Source organism: Bacillus sp. 491mf (assembly GCF_900112415.1).
Classification (GTDB): domain Bacteria; phylum Bacillota; class Bacilli; order Bacillales; family Bacillaceae_G; genus Bacillus_A.
Map to the genome: position 1 here is coordinate 157194 of NZ_FOLV01000002.1, position 15448 is coordinate 172641.

A 15448-nucleotide genomic window follows, 5' to 3' on the forward strand; every position below is an offset into this window, starting at 1 on the left:
GCGATCATTTTTGTTCTGTATAGCCGCAACTAATATGTAAAATAAGGAGAAGTGAGGATGAAACGGAAATACGGAGATGGATCATCGTGGAGACGATTAACTGAAAAGACATATTCGGTTAAAGATGTACAGGATGGGATGTTAGGTATATTACATATAAAGCAAGTAAAAGAGCCGAGTTATAAGGAGTATAGTAATCGGAGCATTTGTATTGCGAATAATGGCTATACTTGGGTCCAGTATTTTATAAATGGGAAAAATTTTGCGATTACAGCTATGTTAGACGAGAAAAAAGAGCTTGTCCAATATTATATTGATGTTGCAAAAGCGTATAAAATTGATGAAAGAGGATTACCTTATTTTGATGATTTATATTTAGATGTTGTCTTGTTGCCAAGCGGAGATACATATGTATTAGATGAAGATGAGCTAGAAGAAGCATATACGGAAGACGATATTTCAAAAGAGGAGTATGATTTAGCTTGGAATACGGCAGAGTGGATTATGAAAAAAATTGAAGAAGAAGATTTTTTATGGTTTTCCATTTTAGAAGTAGAAATTCAAAAACTAAAAGATCCTCTTTAATATATAGAAGTATAAATTAAAAAACCGACATAAAAACTCTCTTTTTTAGGAAGCGGGAGCATCTGGCCATGCATAGTAGCGACTTATATGGTGAAAAAATAAAATGAATATATATAAATTTATTCTGATTTTTAACATATAAGGCGCTTATGAGACACAACAAATTACTTTCTTTGTCTCCGTTTTGCTCGTGGCAGGAAAAGGTCTAATCGTTTCTATATGGAAGCAGATGTTCTCGTCCTCCGTAAAAAGAAAGTGGTTGTTTCGCTTGGGGTCTGTATAATATCAAAAAAATACCAACTATTTTGATAGAAATAATGTTTGACATTTTTTCATGCAGCGAGTAAAGTAAGAAAAGATTGATTAACAAAAAAATAATATAAAACCTTCTTATCAAGAGAGGCGGAGGGACTGGCCCTACGATGCCTCGGCAGCGGACTCATATTCGAGTGCTGTGCCAAATCCAGCAAGCGATATGCTTGATAGATGAGAAGAGTGTTTCTTATATGATATATAAGACCTCTTCTCTTCAGAAGAGGTCTTTTTCGCTCTTGTGAAGGATAGGTTTAGAAATAGGAGAGGATATTACTTTGGAACAAACAAAAGGAAATGCATGGGCATTATTACCACTTGGCATATTTTTAGCATTATTTATTGGTTCTGGTATAATTACAGGGGATTTTTATAAGTTACCAATTCTGGTTGCGATTTTAATTGCAGTTGCCGCTGCATTAGTAATGAATAGAAAAGAAAATTTTACGACAAAGGTTGAACGTTTTGCTAAAGGTGCTGGCAATCCAGATATCATGATTATGGTATTAATTTTTGTATTAGCAGGTGCATTTTCTGAAACGGCAAAAGGCATGGGCGGCGTTGAAGCAACTGTAAACTTAGCGCTTTCTGTTCTGCCGCAAGGATTTTTAGTTGTTGGGTTGTTTGCTATCGGTGCTTTTATTTCATTAGCAATGGGAACGTCAATGGGGACGATTGCTGCATTGGCGCCAATTGCAGTAGGGATTAGTGGACAAACGGATATTTCTATGGCACTTGCTATGGCAACGGTTGTTGGCGGTGCGATGTTTGGCGACAATTTATCTTTTATTTCAGACACGACAATTGCAGCTGTCCGTACACAAGGAACGGAAATGAAAGATAAATTTAAAACAAATTTCTTAATTGTATTACCAGCTGCTATTGTTACGAGCATACTGTTAGTTGTTCTTACGTTAGGAACTCATACAAATATGACAGCACATGCGTTTAATTGGGTGAAAATTTTACCGTATGCAGGAGTGTTAATTACGGCGCTGCTTGGATATAACGTATTAGTTGTATTAACGGGAGGAACGGTGTTAGCTGGTATTATCGGTATGATTGATGGAAGCTTTACACTCGCAAGCTTCTTTAAAAGTGTTACAGTAGGAATTAATGGAATGATGGAGCTTGTATTATTAGCAATTTTAATCGGTGGAATGGTCGAAATCATTCAATATAACGGCGGTATTCAATATTTAATGAATGTGCTAACACGCAATATTCGTTCGAAAAAAGGTGCAGAATTTGGAATTGCTGGTCTTGTAAGTATGACAAATATGTGCACAGCAAATAATACAATTTCTATTATTTTCACAGGTCCATTAGCAAAGAATGTGGCAGATCAATATCATATTGATCCGAAGAAATCGGCGAGCTTGTTAGATTTATTCTCTTGTAGTGTGCAAGGATTAATTCCGTACGGTGCACAAATGTTAACGGCGGCAGGATTTGCTTCCCTTTCACCAATTGAATTATTACCGTACTCATTTTATCCAATGTTAGTCGCTGTTTGCGGAATTATCTCAATTGTCATTAATTTCCCGCGTCTTTCGCCTGAGAAAAAGGAATATCAAAAAACAGCATAACTACTCAGTCGCTCTATGAAAAAAGGAAGAAAAGCACTTTCTTAAATGGTCTGGGAGGGACTAGCCATGCGTAGAAGCAGTCAGTTCCTATTTCTTCCACGCGCGAAGTGTGAAAACAAAGAAAGGCAGCAGTGCATTGCCATTTTTACCCCGCATTAACGGGCAGTAAAGATAGAGGGAAATCACCGAAGATAACTGCCTGTAAAAGCCCGATTGGTGAGGGCTAACCTTTCATGGGAAAAGCATCCATGAAAGGAAGGTTCACTTTATCTTCGTAGCAGCAATCTATATGCTGAAAAATGAAGTGGATGGTTGAGTAGTTACTGTTAATTTGCACAGTAAATAACACGCAAAAAAAACTCAGAGTCCCTATATGACTCTGAGTTTTACTTTTGTATGAGGCTTATTCAATTAAAGCTCTGTTAGTGAATAAATTATTTTCAGAAGAAATATTTAATACCCTGAGAAAATATAAAATAAAAAGCGGAAATTGCTAAAACTAAATCAATTAATGCTAACTTCTTATTTTCTTCTTTTAAATTTATGGTAAAACCATAAATACTTCTAACCATCCAAAAAGCTATCAAAAATAACCCACCAAAGTGGTCATTTGTATAGTTTTCATCAAAAAACATTTGTATTGCACCTAAGATTAATAAAATAAGTACGATATTAGTTCCAATCCTTAAAGCCCTATTTGATTTATTATATTTCAATTCTTCACCCCCAATTCAACAATCCCTCTTAAACTATCCTGCTTTTTAGAGAACGAAGACAATTTTGCTTCTCATTATTTTAACATAAATTACCTAATTTCTTCGTTTCTTTTTAAGTAACTATTCAGCCATACACTTCATTAGCAGATAGATTGAGGTCATAAAGATAAAAACGGTAAAGCACCTTGCTACCTTTCTTTGTTTTAAAACGTTGCACGTGGCAGGAAAGGGCCCTGACCGCTCCTATACATAGCCAGTCCCACTCTCCCATTTAAAAAAGATGCTTTTCAGTCTTTTTTCAAAGGATAACTGAGTAATTACGGTCTGATAATAAATAGGACTTAAGTCTGAGAGAAAAACGGTTCTTAAGCTCGTTATAGAAAAATGAAAATCTAGGTAAGATAAGAGTATCAAAACGAAGGGAGGCAAGCACAAGATGAAACAATTTTTAGCGTTTATGGCAGCCGGTATTTTGGCTTTAATTGCTCTTGGAAGTCTTGCTGGTATTGTAGGATTAGCAATTGGAGCAGGGATTGTGTATTGGAGCTATAAATCATTTGTGCGAGCAAAATCATTTTTTGGAAAACTAGCTTGGGGGATCGTCGGTTTAATCGGCTTGTCAATTGCCCTGTCCCATTCCCCAGCATTAATCGGTATTGCGGCATTAGTCGTTCTATATTATGGATACCGTGAGTGGAAAAAAGAGAAACATGTAGTAGAGGCTGCTTCAGACAGCTCGAAGCCGTATAGCAATTTTGAAGATGAGTGGAACAGATTAATGAAAAATAACTAATATGAAATAACAAAAAATAATAGAGTAGAAGAGAGGAAGATTAAAAATGAAACAATCATTATTCGGACGTGTACGAGATGCAGTACTTGCAGATTTTCATAATGTGTTAGACGAGAAAGAAAGAAAAAATCCAATTGCGATGTTAAATCAATATTTACGTAATAGTGAGCGTGAAGTAACAAAAATTGAAAAATTAATTGAGCGTCACAGAACATTAAAATCTAATTTTGCTCATGAGCTTGAAGGGGCGCGTTATTTCGTAAATAAAAGATCCAAGCAAGCTGTAATTGCAAGGGAAGCAGGAGAAATGCAACTACATGAACGTGCATTAGAAGAAGTAGCATACTACGAAGGGCAAGTAGCTCGCTTAGAAAAAATGTATGAAGGGGTTGTAGAACAAATAGATGAGCTAGAACGTCGTCTATCAGAAATGAAAAATAAATTAAAAGAAATGAATGCAAAACGTATGGAATTAATGGCACGTGAAAATATGGCACATGCAAACCGCCGTATGAATACGACTCTTCATAAAATGGATGAAAATAACCCATTTTTACGCTTTGAAGAAATAGAAGATCACATTCGTGATTTAGAGCTTCGTATCAATGAAGATCATGAACGTGACACATTTGATATGAAGATTGCAAAGCTTGAACGCGAAATGAAAGCGAAAAAAGAAGTATCTTTAGACAAATAGGTAATAAGATAATTGTAGTATATTATAAAATGAGCTTATGATATAGTGATAGAAGAAAAGGTGTTGGAATACAATACCTTTTTCTTCTATGTATATATAATAAAGAAGGGGGAGCTGCAATGAAGAAACAATTTTCGAAAACACAATTATTAGGGATGCTCCTCGTCATATTTGGGGTCGGTCTTTTTCTCGATATGATTCTCGGTCATTTTGAGCCTGGTGCTCTTATTTTTGCCTTTATTATGATTATGTTTGGGAGGCATTATCGAAAAAAGAATCGATATGTGAGAGGGAATGTGTGTTTATTTGTTGGGGGACTTGTTTTCTTATTTTTCCTATTTTCATCAGCAGCCTTCGTGCTCGTTTTATTTGCTTGCCTAGCTTTCATAGGCTACCAGCTGATACAAGGCCAGCAAAAGTCAAAAGCGGTACAGGTTGAAATTAAGGAAAAAGAATATATAAATGAAGAAAAACCAATCTATCGAACAGAGCCGTATATAAAGAATATAATGGTTGGTAACGTACGAATAATGGATCATATATATGAGTTAGAGGATGTTAATATTCAATATGGAATCGGAGATATTGAAATTGATTTAACAACAGCTATGATTCCAGAAGGCGAAACTGTCATTGTCATTCGCGGTGTGATTGGTAATATTCGTTTGTATGTTCCATACGATATTGAATTATCTTTGAATCATTCTGTTATTGTTGGGAGAATATTGCTTCCAGCGCATGAAGAAACAGGCTTTAATCGTAATGTGAAGTTTAGAACGGAACAGTATAAAGAAGCTCCTCGCCGTATTAAAATTATTTCTTCGCTTATCGTAGGCGATACGGAAGTGAGGAAAGTATAATGAAAAAACAGAAGAACATTTCATGGATGTATATCCGTTATTCAATATTATCTTCTATGAGTATTGCACTTATTTGTACCATCGTTTATGTATGGAAAAGCCAGCAAAATGTGTATGATTTATTATGGAAAGAATCGATTGCTTCTGTTCCTGTTAGCTTGTTTATTATCTGTACGAGTCTTCTCATAGGTGGAATTGTTGGATATGCAATTGGGTATTATATGCAGCTGCGAATTCAAGGGTTAACGACTTTTCTATTTGAAGTAGAAAGAGGAAATTTTCCAAGAGATGCTTCGTTTACAGCAGAAGATGAATTTCATGAAGTAGAACGGAAGGTAATTGGGCTTGCTAGACGTTTAGAAGAGCAAGCAGGATTATTTCAAAAAGTAACGAATGAACGTGCGCATTGGAATGAAGAGATGAGACAACAAGCTATTTCAGAGGAACGGCATCGTTTAGCGAGAGAGCTTCATGATTCTGTCAGTCAACAGCTCTTTGCGATGTCGATGATGATGTCAGCAATTAATGAGCAAACCGCTCATATACCAGAGTCGACTCAAAAGCAATTAAAACTTGTTGAAAATATGGTTGTAAATGCTCAATCAGAAATGAGAGCGTTACTTCTTCATTTACGTCCTGTCCAATTAGAAGGTAAAAAGTTAACAGAAGGCATTGAAGAATTATTAACAGAGCTTTCACGAAAACAACATATGAAGATTGAATGGTTGATTGAGCCAATTCAATTAAAAAAAGGTGTAGAAGATCACTTATTCCGTATTGTACAAGAAGCACTGTCCAATACATTACGTCATGCAAAAGCGAAGAAGACAGAAGTGAGGCTGCGCCAAATTGATGAATACGCAATTTTAAAAATTATTGATGATGGCGTAGGATTTGAAGTAGGAGTGAACAAGGCAGGGTCATATGGTCTTCGCTCTATGCAAGAGCGTGTTCATGAAATTGGTGGAACTTTAAAGGTATTAAGCTTTCCGAATAAAGGAACGCAAATTGAGGTGAAAGTGCCGATTCTTTTAGAAAGAGGGGAGGAACAAGATGATTAAAGTATTGCTTGTTGACGATCATGAAATGGTTCGTATGGGCGTATCAGCGTATTTATCGACTCAGCCGGACATTGAAGTTGTAGGAGAAGCGGAAAATGGAAGAAAAGGTTCAGAATTAGCATTATTACTAAAACCAGATATAATTTTAATGGATCTTGTTATGGATGAAATGGACGGTGTTGAGGCCACAAGAACAATTATTCAAGAATGGCCAGAAGCAAAAATTGTTGTTGTGACAAGTTTCTTAGACGACGAAAAATTATATCCGGTTATTGAAGCTGGTGCAACGAGTTACTTGTTAAAAACATCTAGAGCAAGTGATATAGCCGATGCAGTTCGAGCGACATACGATGGGGAAACAGTACTTGAACCGAAAGTTACTGGAAAAATGATGTCACGTATGCGTCAAAAAAAGGAACAGCCGCTTCATGAAGAGTTAACAGAACGAGAGTTTGAAATTTTATTATTGATTGCTGAAGGAAAGAGTAATCAAGAAATTGCAGATGAACTATTTATTGCTTTAAAAACAGTGAAGACGCATGTAAGTAATATTTTAAATAAATTACATGTAAGTGATCGAACACAAGCGGTTATTTATGCGTTTCGTCATCAGCTTGCAAACTAAAAAAGGCTGTAGAGAAGCCTTTTTTAGTTTGCAAGCATTCACTGTATTTTTTGAATATGATTCACTTGAACATTTTCTAAAGATGGATTAGAACGGATAAAATTTGCGAGTGCCTCTTGATCTGTCGGACCTTCAACACGATTTCGTCCTTTTTTAAAAATTGTAAACTTATCGCCCCCATTTGCCAGGAAAGAATTTACGACGACAGAGTATGTCGTATGGTCTTGAAGCGGCTCCCCATTTTCTAGTGTAATGGATTCTACTCCATTTTTTCCCCATGTGTAACGAATTCCAGATACTTGTAATATACGCATTTCATCATCCCATTGTTCGTGTAGTGCGCTTTGAATTTCTCTACCAGTTAAATCCATTTTAATGAGTGTATTTTCAAAGGGTTGGATGAGAAATGTATTTTCCCATGTAATGAAACCTTTTGGCAAATTATGGCGTATAGTGCCGAGGTTAACAAATGCAATGTCAGCTTGCATAGCTTGACGCTGGGATGTAGCAAGAAGAGCACCAAGATCTGCTTCCCCATCTTTATTTTGATCACGCGTCAGCTCGTGTACGCTGTTTCCGAGTACTTGCTCGGTTAGTGGGGCTATTTTTGTTTGATAGCTTTGGAGCCATAATTGGGTGAGTGAATTAGGTTGCAGTTGATCATGATAAGTAGGGATAATCTTTGCCGTTTTTCTTGTAATATCTTTCGTTCTACGATCAATTGTGAGCTGCACATTTGCAAAAGCTCTCCCGTAAGAATATGCTTCAACAAGTAATTTTCCATTCACATATCCATTCATATAAGAATGATTGTGTCCGCCAAATAGTATATCGACATCATCATCAAGTTTATTTGCTAAATCAGCAAGTGGTCCGTAAGTAGCTCCATTTGTTGTCTTCCCATCGAGATGAGCAAGAACGATAATAGCATGGATACCTTTTTGCTGTAATTCTCGTACGTACGTTTGAACAGCAGTAGCTTCATCTATAAAAGTGACTGCTGACATATCGCTTTGCATTGTAAGAAAAGGTGTTTCCTTTGTAACGATGCCAATAAAAGCAATCGGAACACCGTCAATCCATTTAATTGCATAGGGTGGGAATAGAGGTTGATTTGTGTTAGCATCTAGTGCATTTGCGCAAACATAAGGAAAAGAACTACCTGGAAACATACCGGTTTTCGGATGAAACCCGCCATCAATTAGTCGCTTCAGCTCCCCTACACCTTCATCAAATTCATGGTTACCAATTGTTCCAACATCAAATTGTAGCATATTTAAAAAATCTATTGTTGGCTCATCTTGAAAGAGAGCTGAAATGGGAGGACTGCCGCCAATCATATCACCAGTATGGACAAGTAAGGTATGTGGAAATTGCTGTTTATAAGCGTTAATATAGGAGGCTATGTACTCAGCGCGACCGGCAGGCTTTCCGTGCAGCGGTGTAGTGGTGTTGATTTGTCCATGTAAATCGTTTAATCCAATGATTTGTACAGGTATTTCAGGGGATTCTGAAGGAGAAAAAAATGAAGAAAGCATTATAGAAATAAGAAAAGGGATGTACATAAGAAAGATAAACATGTTGTCACTCCTTTATATATACTGGTATTTTTATTGTATTAGAGGGACAACTTTTTATTTTATTAAAAAATCGTAAATCTTTTATGGAATTTTTTATTTTACAGCGAAAAGAAGGATTTAATGTTCATTATAGAGAATAATATATTTATCCACTTGCTGGAAAGAACAGACGAAGCAGAGGTGACGAAAATGCTTGTAATGGGTGTATTGTTATGTATTACTGCAATCTGTGGTTTTATATGGTTATATTATTCTCGTTCGTTTAAACAAGCAGGAGTGTTACTTTTTGATAAAGGTAGTTTGTTTGCAAATCAATCTAGATTTTTAGTATGTCCGAAGTGTGGGACTGCACAGCAAAGAAATGGTGGATATCAAGAGTGTTGCAGAACAAGGTTATGAAAGAGTAACAAGCCTCACGTGATGTGAGGCTTGTTACTCTTTCACAGCTGTCCAAATTGTCCAACGATCTTGTTCGATGATAGGGGATTTCTCGTAAAGCTTAGAGTGAATATGTTGTAATAACCCAGAAAGTTCATTGTTTGATAATTCATGGAGAATAGAGCGACCAGTTCGTGGTGATAAGTCTTGAAGTAAATCTTCAATTGAAGGGTGGACTTTACGAATTTCCCAAAAAGTTTGAATCGGATTTGGCAAGAAGCCATTATCATATAACAATTGAAGGATTTGATTAGTTTCCGGTCTTCGTTTTGCTTCTATTTCGATTAATTTTGGATAGCAAGAAAAGAAATAGCCACGAATATGTTCTGGACTTCCTGGAATTGTGCAGTCTTCAATTGTCCGATCTTGGAGAATAAGGATGCCATTTCGTTTTAAAATGCGATATGCTTCTTGAAGAAATTTTGGAATATGATCTAGATGATGAATGACAGCTCGTGATAGCACAATATCAAATGTTTCATCTGCAAAGGGGATACGATAAGCGTTACCTTGTAAAAAGGAAGCATTTGATATATGAGCACAATTTTCCTTTGCAGCTTGGATCATCTGATTTGAAAAATCAACACCAGTTACTTCAACTGCCCCCATCATAGCGAGTTGTTTCGTATAAATACCACCGCCACATCCAATATCAACCACTCTTTTTTCTTTAATATCTACAATATTTTGTATCATATGTGTCCATGAATCTGATACTTGACGATTGGTATACGTATATTTGTTGTTTGAACTATGAAAATCTATTGGCATGTTATAACCTCCTTTTCATTTATATTATATCGAATTTCATTAGTTAGAATGATTTTGTTTTCTTTCAGGTACAATAAGTTTTTCTTATTTTAAGGAATGAGGATGAGAGCTATGCGAAAAAAATGGTTATTCATGTTCCTTCTTTTTTTATTAGTGGCATGTAATCAAACGGATGAGAAAAAAGACCGAAGTGAAAAATTAACAAAAGAAGCGGGGCGCATGATGGAAGAGAATGTAGAAGTGATTGTATCTTTAGTAGGGAAAAAAGAAGCAACATTGAAGGGTGAAGAAGCAAAAATAGCGGCTAATATTATAAGTAAAGCAGAGAAACAAAACGTAATCGGTGAATTAGGTGAACCGGAATATGTCATTACAGTTAAGAAAAATGGACAAGAAGAAAAATATAAAGCTTGGCTTCGTACAGAAGCGAGAACAGGGTGGCTACAAAAAGAGACAGATCCAAAAAGCTTTTATCTTTTATCAAAAGTGAATACCGAAAAACTTCTCTCTTTATTCCCAGCAGTTCCTTTAACACAAAATGGTGGCGAACAACAATCAGCTATAACACAAATCACTAAAAAAGATTTACAAATTACTCGTTTTCACATTAAAACAAAGGAAAACACAGTAAATTATACGGTGTATTATACAATTTCAGATGCATTATATAAAAAGTTGGAAAAAGAAAAAAACTATTATTTTCAATTGCAAATTCCTGTAAAAGTACAAAAGGTAATCAATAAAGAAAACAGTGAACAAGTACAAGGTGAGTTAGTGAAAGAAGGGTATAAACAATATGAAGTGAACTTTGTAGTTCCTGTTAGCAGTATTTCATCATCTCAATTAAAAATGTTAGAAGCGTATTATGATCAATACAATTTAAAAGTATTTAATAATAAAAAAGAAGAGATAGGTGCGTTTCAAAATATTATTGAAATAGTGAAAGAATATGGAGAGAAGATGCAGTTAGAAAGATAATAGTTATATATAGGAAATGAGAAAAAGAGTGATAAGACATCATCACTCTTTTATTTTGTTTTAGTTGAAGGCTCACTCATGGATTTTCGCGTAATAAAATAAGCGATAATAAGTGCAGAAAGGATAATGGAGCTAATAAAAATATTATCGGGTAGCCAATCTAATAGTAATACATGTCCAACAGTATAAAAAATTAGCATAGAAGCTAGAAAAGATAAGGCACCGATCATAACAGATTGCAATGTCATCGTTTTCACCTCCTTGCATTGATAGTATTGGCTAAAAATGGAGGAATTAAACGATAGTTTCCAATAAACTAAAAAAATATGACATAATAAGATGAAAAGAATGAATGGTAAGGAGAAGAATATGAAACAAAATACAAAAGGACTATGGGGAATTATTGCAGCGGTTGGTGTTTTTCTATTGTCTAAATTCAAATGGGTATTTGCGATTGTGAAATTAGCAAAGTTTTCTACTATATTTAGTATGTTGCTATCTCTTGGCGCTTATGCAGCAATATACGGATGGAAATTTGGCGTTGCGCTTGTATACTTAATGCTTATTCATGAAATGGGTCATTTATGGGCAGCGAGACGAAAAGGGATTGCAACATCACCTGCTATTTTTATCCCGTTTATGGGAGCTGTTATAGGAATGAAAGAAATGCCTAAAAATGCAAAAGATGAGGCATATATTGCATATATGGGACCATTGTTTGGGTTACTTTCTTTTTTACCAGCGATTCCGTTATATATGATAACAAAAGATCCGTTTTGGGCACTAGTTATTGTACTTGGTAGTATGATTAATTTCTTTAACTTAATTCCCGTATCACCACTTGATGGTGGGCGAATTGTTTCTGTTGTAAGTACGAAAATTTGGGCAATTGGCCTTGTTATATTGCTTGGTTATGCAATTTTTCAAAAAAGTATTTTTCTTGGATTTATTTTTATATTAGGTTGTCTTGAATGGAACAGAGTATTAAAGCGAAATCAACCGATCCAAGAGCTTGGTTGGAAAATAAATACTGTAAAAGAATATATGGTCCGTTTGAAGGAAGAATTGCAAGAAACAGGTGCACTTCATCGTACCATCTATATGATGCATTATGAAGTGATGATGCTTAGCCAAAAAGAACGAGATAAAACGGTAACAAAAGAAGAGCGTCAAAGAAAAATAGCGTTAGATTACTTGCATCCTAAATTTGAACCACTTGATTATGTACCGTATGAAGAGGAAAGAGAACAGCACTTTGCATTGATGCAAGATGCAATAGCCGTGTCAGAACGAACATTAGATAAGTGGGAAAAGGAAAAAAAACAGCATGAAAATTACTATTCTGCAAATATGAAAACACGTATAGGTATATTTATTTTATACATGTTATTATTTGCAGTTCTTGGCTATGCTTCCTATCAAGCTAATATTATTTTGCAAGATCAACTTCCGACACGTAATTTGTAAAAAAACGTTGTCGAAATGGTAAGAACGATTTATACAGGAATCCTTATTTTTTTATGGAATATTACAAATATTACGCTTTTCGGAAATAAATGTAATGTTTACATAAAGAAAAGGGGTAGTGTGTATGAAAAAAATGTGGAGTATACTTGGAATTCTTCTTGTTATGGGAGGCGCTAGTTACGGTTTAAGCAAATTTTTTATACACTATGCAAGTAAGCCAGTTGGTGTAGCGTCAATGCCAAAAGTAGAAGATGTAGATGAGACGAAAGAAGTGCAACAATTTATTAGTAAAACACATGAAAGCTACAATACTTTTTTAAATTACGGAAAAGCGGAAAAGTATTCAGATGGAGATTGGGATCATTTTATGAAATGGTATCAAGAACAGGAGAATGCTTTAAAAGATTTTGAGAAAATAGTAAAAAACAAACAAATAAAACGAGATGTGAAACGAAGTTATGAAATTTTGAAAAAGGGAGTCACTACCCGAAATATCGAATATATTGTTTATGCACATCGTGTATACCATGATCTTGATATTATCGTAAACAAATATACAGGTGAAACGAATATTTGGGGCTATACAGAGTTTGGAAATGGAAGAGATGTGAAAGTAATTGAACAAGCATTGCAAGCATCGTAAAAAGACATACGTAGTATGTCTTTTTATAATGGATTTAGAAATAATGACAGAAAAGCATTTTTTAAATGGTATAGGAGCGGTCAGGGCCTTTTCCTGCCATTAAAACAAAGAAAGGCAGCAATCTAAATGCTTAAAAATAAAAATAACTTTCTATAGGTAAGCGTATTTCTACTTAAATCATACCTCTTACCAAACTTCTAAATGAAATGTATGGCTGAGTAGTTACGAAATAATTATTACAATCTCACAAAAGAAGTAATAAGGAAACGCATTGTTGGAAATGTTATGTTATCGATAGGGAATTTCCACTTTACAAGTTTTTCACAAAACCATCATGTTTATAGTGATTAAAATCACAGTCTTTAATTTGGATATCTTATACAATAGAAGTAGATAAAGAAATAGAGGAGTGAATAGCATGTTAAGTGAAAAAACAATTGAAATTGTAAAATCAACTGTACCGTTATTACAAGAAAAAGGTGTAGAGATTACAACCCGTTTTTATCAAATTATGTTTTCTGAGCATCCGGAATTATTAAATATTTTTAACCATACAAACCAAAAAAAAGGAAGACAGCAACAAGCTTTAGCAAATGCAGTATACGCAGCTGCAAATTATATTGATAATTTAGCAGTAATTATTCCAGTTGTAAAACAAATTGGACATAAACATCGTAGCTTAGGTATTAAAGCAGAGCACTATCCGATTGTTGGAACATGCTTATTACAAGCCATTAAAGAAGTAGCTCATGCGCCGCAAGAAGTATTAGATGCTTGGGGAGAAGCTTATGGTGTAATTGCTGATGCGTTTATTAGTATAGAGGCAGAGATGTATGAAGAAGCGGCAATAAAAGCAGGTGGTTGGAAAGATTTTCGTAACTTTATCGTCGTGAAAAAAGAAAAAGAGAGTGATGTGATTACATCCTTTTATTTAAAGCCAGAAGATAAAGGACCACTATCTTCATTTTTGCCAGGGCAGTATGTAAGCATACAGCTTAATATTGAAGGAGAAACATATACACATAACCGTCAGTACAGTTTATCCGATGCCCCTGGAAAAGATTATTACCGAATTAGTGTGAAACGTGAGAAAGGTATGGAGAGTACAGAGGGAATGGTATCTAATTATTTACATGATCATGTAAATGAAGGAGATATGTTACCATTAAGTGCACCGGCAGGAGATTTTGTACTTAACATGGATTCACAATTACCAGTTGTGTTAATTAGTGGTGGTGTAGGAATTACACCGATGATGAGTATGTTAAATACATTAATTCAAGAATCGCCAAACCGCAATGTATACTTTATTCACGGTGCGTTAAACAGCGATGTGCACGCAATGAAAGATTATGTTGCAAGTATAGCAAAAGAACATGAACAAGTAGAAGCATATACATGCTATTCTGCACCAACTGAGCAAGATACGAAGGGAAAAAATTATGATAAAGAAGGATATGTTGATTTAGCATGGTTACAAACTATTATTCCTTCTACTGAAGCAGACTTCTATTTTTGCGGACCAGTACCATTTATGAAGAATATTCACGCAGCATTGACAGAATGGGGCGTTTCATCAGAGAAAATTCACTTTGAATTTTTCGGACCAGCAGCAAGCTTACAGTAATGAAAAAGAACGAGGTGTTAGTTCACCTCGTTTTTTGTTTGTTCCCGAAGAAGACGATTTACTGTTTCACGGCGAATGCCAATTAATTGCCCAATTTCCGTTTGCGTTAAGATTTCATAAATAGGGATATCACCCAAATAGGTTGCAAACCATTCTTGTAAACGATAAAGACGTTCTTTTGGTGAGACAGTTGTAAGTTGGTCGATACGTTGCTGCATCATGCGTAATTTTGTTTGCAGCTGGAGGGCGATCTTGGCATAAGATTCAGGGGTTGTATATAATTGTTCATACCATGTGTTACATGAAATCGGTGTTACTTCTGTTTTCATTAAAGCGATTGCAGTACCATGATATTCTTTCGGTGAGATTAATGAGTGATGAGGAATTGTTTCACCTGGAACAATAATGTTAAATAAAAAAGATGTGCCATCATCTTGGACACGAACGACCTTTAATAGACCACTTTGTATAAAATATAGAGGGCCTTCCTCTCCCTGGCGAAATAATACTTCTCCTTTATGTAAAATCACTATAAGCACCTCTTTATATTTTGCTTTATTATTCATTATAGAGGAATTGTTTACATAAGACTATACTTGATAGAGATAGAAGCTCTTGTATATATCCATTTTGAAAAAAGACATAAAAACCCATTTTCTCTTAGAAGGGCGAGAGCAACTGGTCATGCATAGATATTTCACTTTAT

At 35.2% G+C, this 15448-nt stretch carries 17 protein-coding genes and 1 riboswitch; of the genes, 12 read left to right on the forward strand and 5 right to left on the reverse strand.

Annotated features, from left to right (window positions below; all coding sequences use genetic code 11):
* Positions 1 to 57: 57 nt before the first annotated feature.
* Positions 58 to 585: a ribonuclease FAU-1 family protein gene (locus BM211_RS03600; protein WP_090995169.1), complete on the forward strand. Its 528-nt coding sequence runs from the start codon at positions 58 to 60 to the stop codon at positions 583 to 585.
* Positions 586 to 972: 387 nt separating this feature from the next.
* Positions 973 to 1078, forward strand: a riboswitch (SAM riboswitch).
* A 97-nt stretch (positions 1079 to 1175) separates the two neighbouring features.
* The gene (locus BM211_RS03605) at positions 1176 to 2486 is read left to right on the forward strand and encodes a Na+/H+ antiporter NhaC family protein (RefSeq protein WP_090995171.1); all 1311 of its coding nucleotides are present in this window, start codon (positions 1176 to 1178) and stop codon (positions 2484 to 2486) included.
* A gap of 440 nt (positions 2487 to 2926) precedes the next feature.
* Here the strand turns inward: BM211_RS03605 and BM211_RS03610 are convergent, their stop codons facing one another.
* The gene (locus BM211_RS03610) at positions 2927 to 3202 is read right to left on the reverse strand and encodes a hypothetical protein (RefSeq protein WP_035435231.1); all 276 of its coding nucleotides are present in this window, start codon (positions 3200 to 3202) and stop codon (positions 2927 to 2929) included.
* Between the two features lie 436 nt (positions 3203 to 3638).
* Here BM211_RS03610 and BM211_RS03615 point away from each other — a divergent pair, with 436 nt between their 5' ends.
* From BM211_RS03615 to BM211_RS03635, 5 genes are all read left to right on the forward strand, one after another.
* Positions 3639 to 3995 carry a lmo0954 family membrane protein gene (locus tag BM211_RS03615; RefSeq protein ID WP_035435228.1) on the forward strand — a complete coding sequence of 119 codons (357 nt, stop codon included), beginning with the start codon at positions 3639 to 3641 and terminating at the stop codon, positions 3993 to 3995.
* A 46-nt stretch (positions 3996 to 4041) separates the two neighbouring features.
* On the forward strand, positions 4042 to 4692 hold the full coding sequence (locus BM211_RS03620) for a PspA/IM30 family protein (RefSeq protein ID WP_090995174.1): 651 nt from the start codon (positions 4042 to 4044) through the stop codon (positions 4690 to 4692).
* 119 nt (positions 4693 to 4811) lie between these two features.
* On the forward strand, positions 4812 to 5552 hold the full coding sequence (liaF, locus tag BM211_RS03625) for a cell wall-active antibiotics response protein LiaF (protein ID WP_035435223.1): 741 nt from the start codon (positions 4812 to 4814) through the stop codon (positions 5550 to 5552).
* The gene (locus BM211_RS03630; protein ID WP_035435219.1) at positions 5552 to 6613 is read left to right on the forward strand and encodes a sensor histidine kinase; all 1062 of its coding nucleotides are present in this window, start codon (positions 5552 to 5554) and stop codon (positions 6611 to 6613) included. Before liaF ends, BM211_RS03630 begins: the two co-directional genes overlap by 1 nt.
* On the forward strand, positions 6606 to 7238 hold the full coding sequence (locus tag BM211_RS03635; protein WP_090995175.1) for a response regulator: 633 nt from the start codon (positions 6606 to 6608) through the stop codon (positions 7236 to 7238). Before BM211_RS03630 ends, BM211_RS03635 begins: the two co-directional genes overlap by 8 nt.
* Positions 7239 to 7276: 38 nt before the next feature.
* Here the strand turns inward: BM211_RS03635 and BM211_RS03640 are convergent, their stop codons facing one another.
* Positions 7277 to 8818, reverse strand: coding sequence for a bifunctional metallophosphatase/5'-nucleotidase (locus tag BM211_RS03640; protein ID WP_035435214.1), 1542 nt, complete (start codon positions 8816 to 8818; stop codon positions 7277 to 7279).
* Between the two features lie 189 nt (positions 8819 to 9007).
* Here BM211_RS03640 and BM211_RS03645 point away from each other — a divergent pair, with 189 nt between their 5' ends.
* The gene (locus BM211_RS03645) at positions 9008 to 9217 is read left to right on the forward strand and encodes a hypothetical protein (RefSeq protein ID WP_035435641.1); all 210 of its coding nucleotides are present in this window, start codon (positions 9008 to 9010) and stop codon (positions 9215 to 9217) included.
* Between the two features lie 33 nt (positions 9218 to 9250).
* On the opposite strand, the gene BM211_RS03650 is transcribed toward BM211_RS03645, so the two are convergent.
* A complete protein-coding gene (locus BM211_RS03650; protein WP_035435212.1) occupies positions 9251 to 10027 on the reverse strand; it encodes a class I SAM-dependent methyltransferase in 777 nt (258 codons plus the stop codon).
* 111 nt (positions 10028 to 10138) lie between these two features.
* Here BM211_RS03650 and BM211_RS03655 point away from each other — a divergent pair, with 111 nt between their 5' ends.
* Positions 10139 to 11005 carry a hypothetical protein gene (locus tag BM211_RS03655; protein WP_035435210.1) on the forward strand — a complete coding sequence of 289 codons (867 nt, stop codon included), beginning with the start codon at positions 10139 to 10141 and terminating at the stop codon, positions 11003 to 11005.
* Positions 11006 to 11055: 50 nt separating this feature from the next.
* Here the strand turns inward: BM211_RS03655 and BM211_RS03660 are convergent, their stop codons facing one another.
* Positions 11056 to 11253 carry a hypothetical protein gene (locus BM211_RS03660; protein ID WP_020060182.1) on the reverse strand — a complete coding sequence of 66 codons (198 nt, stop codon included), beginning with the start codon at positions 11251 to 11253 and terminating at the stop codon, positions 11056 to 11058.
* A 121-nt stretch (positions 11254 to 11374) separates the two neighbouring features.
* On the opposite strand from BM211_RS03660, the gene BM211_RS03665 reads away from it, so the two are divergent.
* From BM211_RS03665 to hmpA, 3 genes are all read left to right on the forward strand, one after another.
* Complete coding sequence (locus BM211_RS03665; RefSeq protein ID WP_035435205.1) at positions 11375 to 12472, forward strand: site-2 protease family protein; 1098 nt, start codon at positions 11375 to 11377, stop codon at positions 12470 to 12472.
* Between the two features lie 124 nt (positions 12473 to 12596).
* Positions 12597 to 13115: a hypothetical protein gene (locus BM211_RS03670; protein WP_035435202.1), complete on the forward strand. Its 519-nt coding sequence runs from the start codon at positions 12597 to 12599 to the stop codon at positions 13113 to 13115.
* Positions 13116 to 13533: 418 nt separating this feature from the next.
* On the forward strand, positions 13534 to 14742 hold the full coding sequence (gene hmpA, locus BM211_RS03675; protein ID WP_090995178.1) for an NO-inducible flavohemoprotein: 1209 nt from the start codon (positions 13534 to 13536) through the stop codon (positions 14740 to 14742).
* Positions 14743 to 14759: 17 nt separating this feature from the next.
* Here the strand turns inward: hmpA and BM211_RS03680 are convergent, their stop codons facing one another.
* Entirely contained in the window at positions 14760 to 15272 is a 513-nt protein-coding gene (locus tag BM211_RS03680; protein WP_035435198.1) for a Crp/Fnr family transcriptional regulator, read from the reverse strand.
* Positions 15273 to 15448 lie beyond the last annotated feature (176 nt).

Bases quoted from the DNA above. Each gene is read 5' to 3' on its own strand.
- BM211_RS03600 (WP_090995169.1), top strand. From the start codon at position 58: ATGAAACGGAAATACGGAGATGGATCATCGTGGAGACGATTAACTGAA.
- BM211_RS03615 (WP_035435228.1), top strand. From the start codon at position 3,639: ATGAAACAATTTTTAGCGTTTATGGCAGCCGGTATTTTGGCTTTAATT.
- BM211_RS03620 (WP_090995174.1), top strand. From the start codon at position 4,042: ATGAAACAATCATTATTCGGACGTGTACGAGATGCAGTACTTGCAGAT.
- liaF (WP_035435223.1), top strand. From the start codon at position 4,812: ATGAAGAAACAATTTTCGAAAACACAATTATTAGGGATGCTCCTCGTC.
- BM211_RS03630 (WP_035435219.1), top strand. From the start codon at position 5,552: ATGAAAAAACAGAAGAACATTTCATGGATGTATATCCGTTATTCAATA.
- BM211_RS03635 (WP_090995175.1), top strand. From the start codon at position 6,606: ATGATTAAAGTATTGCTTGTTGACGATCATGAAATGGTTCGTATGGGC.
- BM211_RS03640 (WP_035435214.1), bottom strand. From the start codon at position 8,818: ATGTTTATCTTTCTTATGTACATCCCTTTTCTTATTTCTATAATGCTT.
- BM211_RS03645 (WP_035435641.1), top strand. From the start codon at position 9,008: ATGCTTGTAATGGGTGTATTGTTATGTATTACTGCAATCTGTGGTTTT.
- BM211_RS03650 (WP_035435212.1), bottom strand. From the start codon at position 10,027: ATGCCAATAGATTTTCATAGTTCAAACAACAAATATACGTATACCAAT.
- BM211_RS03655 (WP_035435210.1), top strand. From the start codon at position 10,139: ATGCGAAAAAAATGGTTATTCATGTTCCTTCTTTTTTTATTAGTGGCA.
- BM211_RS03660 (WP_020060182.1), bottom strand. From the start codon at position 11,253: ATGACATTGCAATCTGTTATGATCGGTGCCTTATCTTTTCTAGCTTCT.
- BM211_RS03665 (WP_035435205.1), top strand. From the start codon at position 11,375: ATGAAACAAAATACAAAAGGACTATGGGGAATTATTGCAGCGGTTGGT.
- BM211_RS03670 (WP_035435202.1), top strand. From the start codon at position 12,597: ATGAAAAAAATGTGGAGTATACTTGGAATTCTTCTTGTTATGGGAGGC.
- hmpA (WP_090995178.1), top strand. From the start codon at position 13,534: ATGTTAAGTGAAAAAACAATTGAAATTGTAAAATCAACTGTACCGTTA.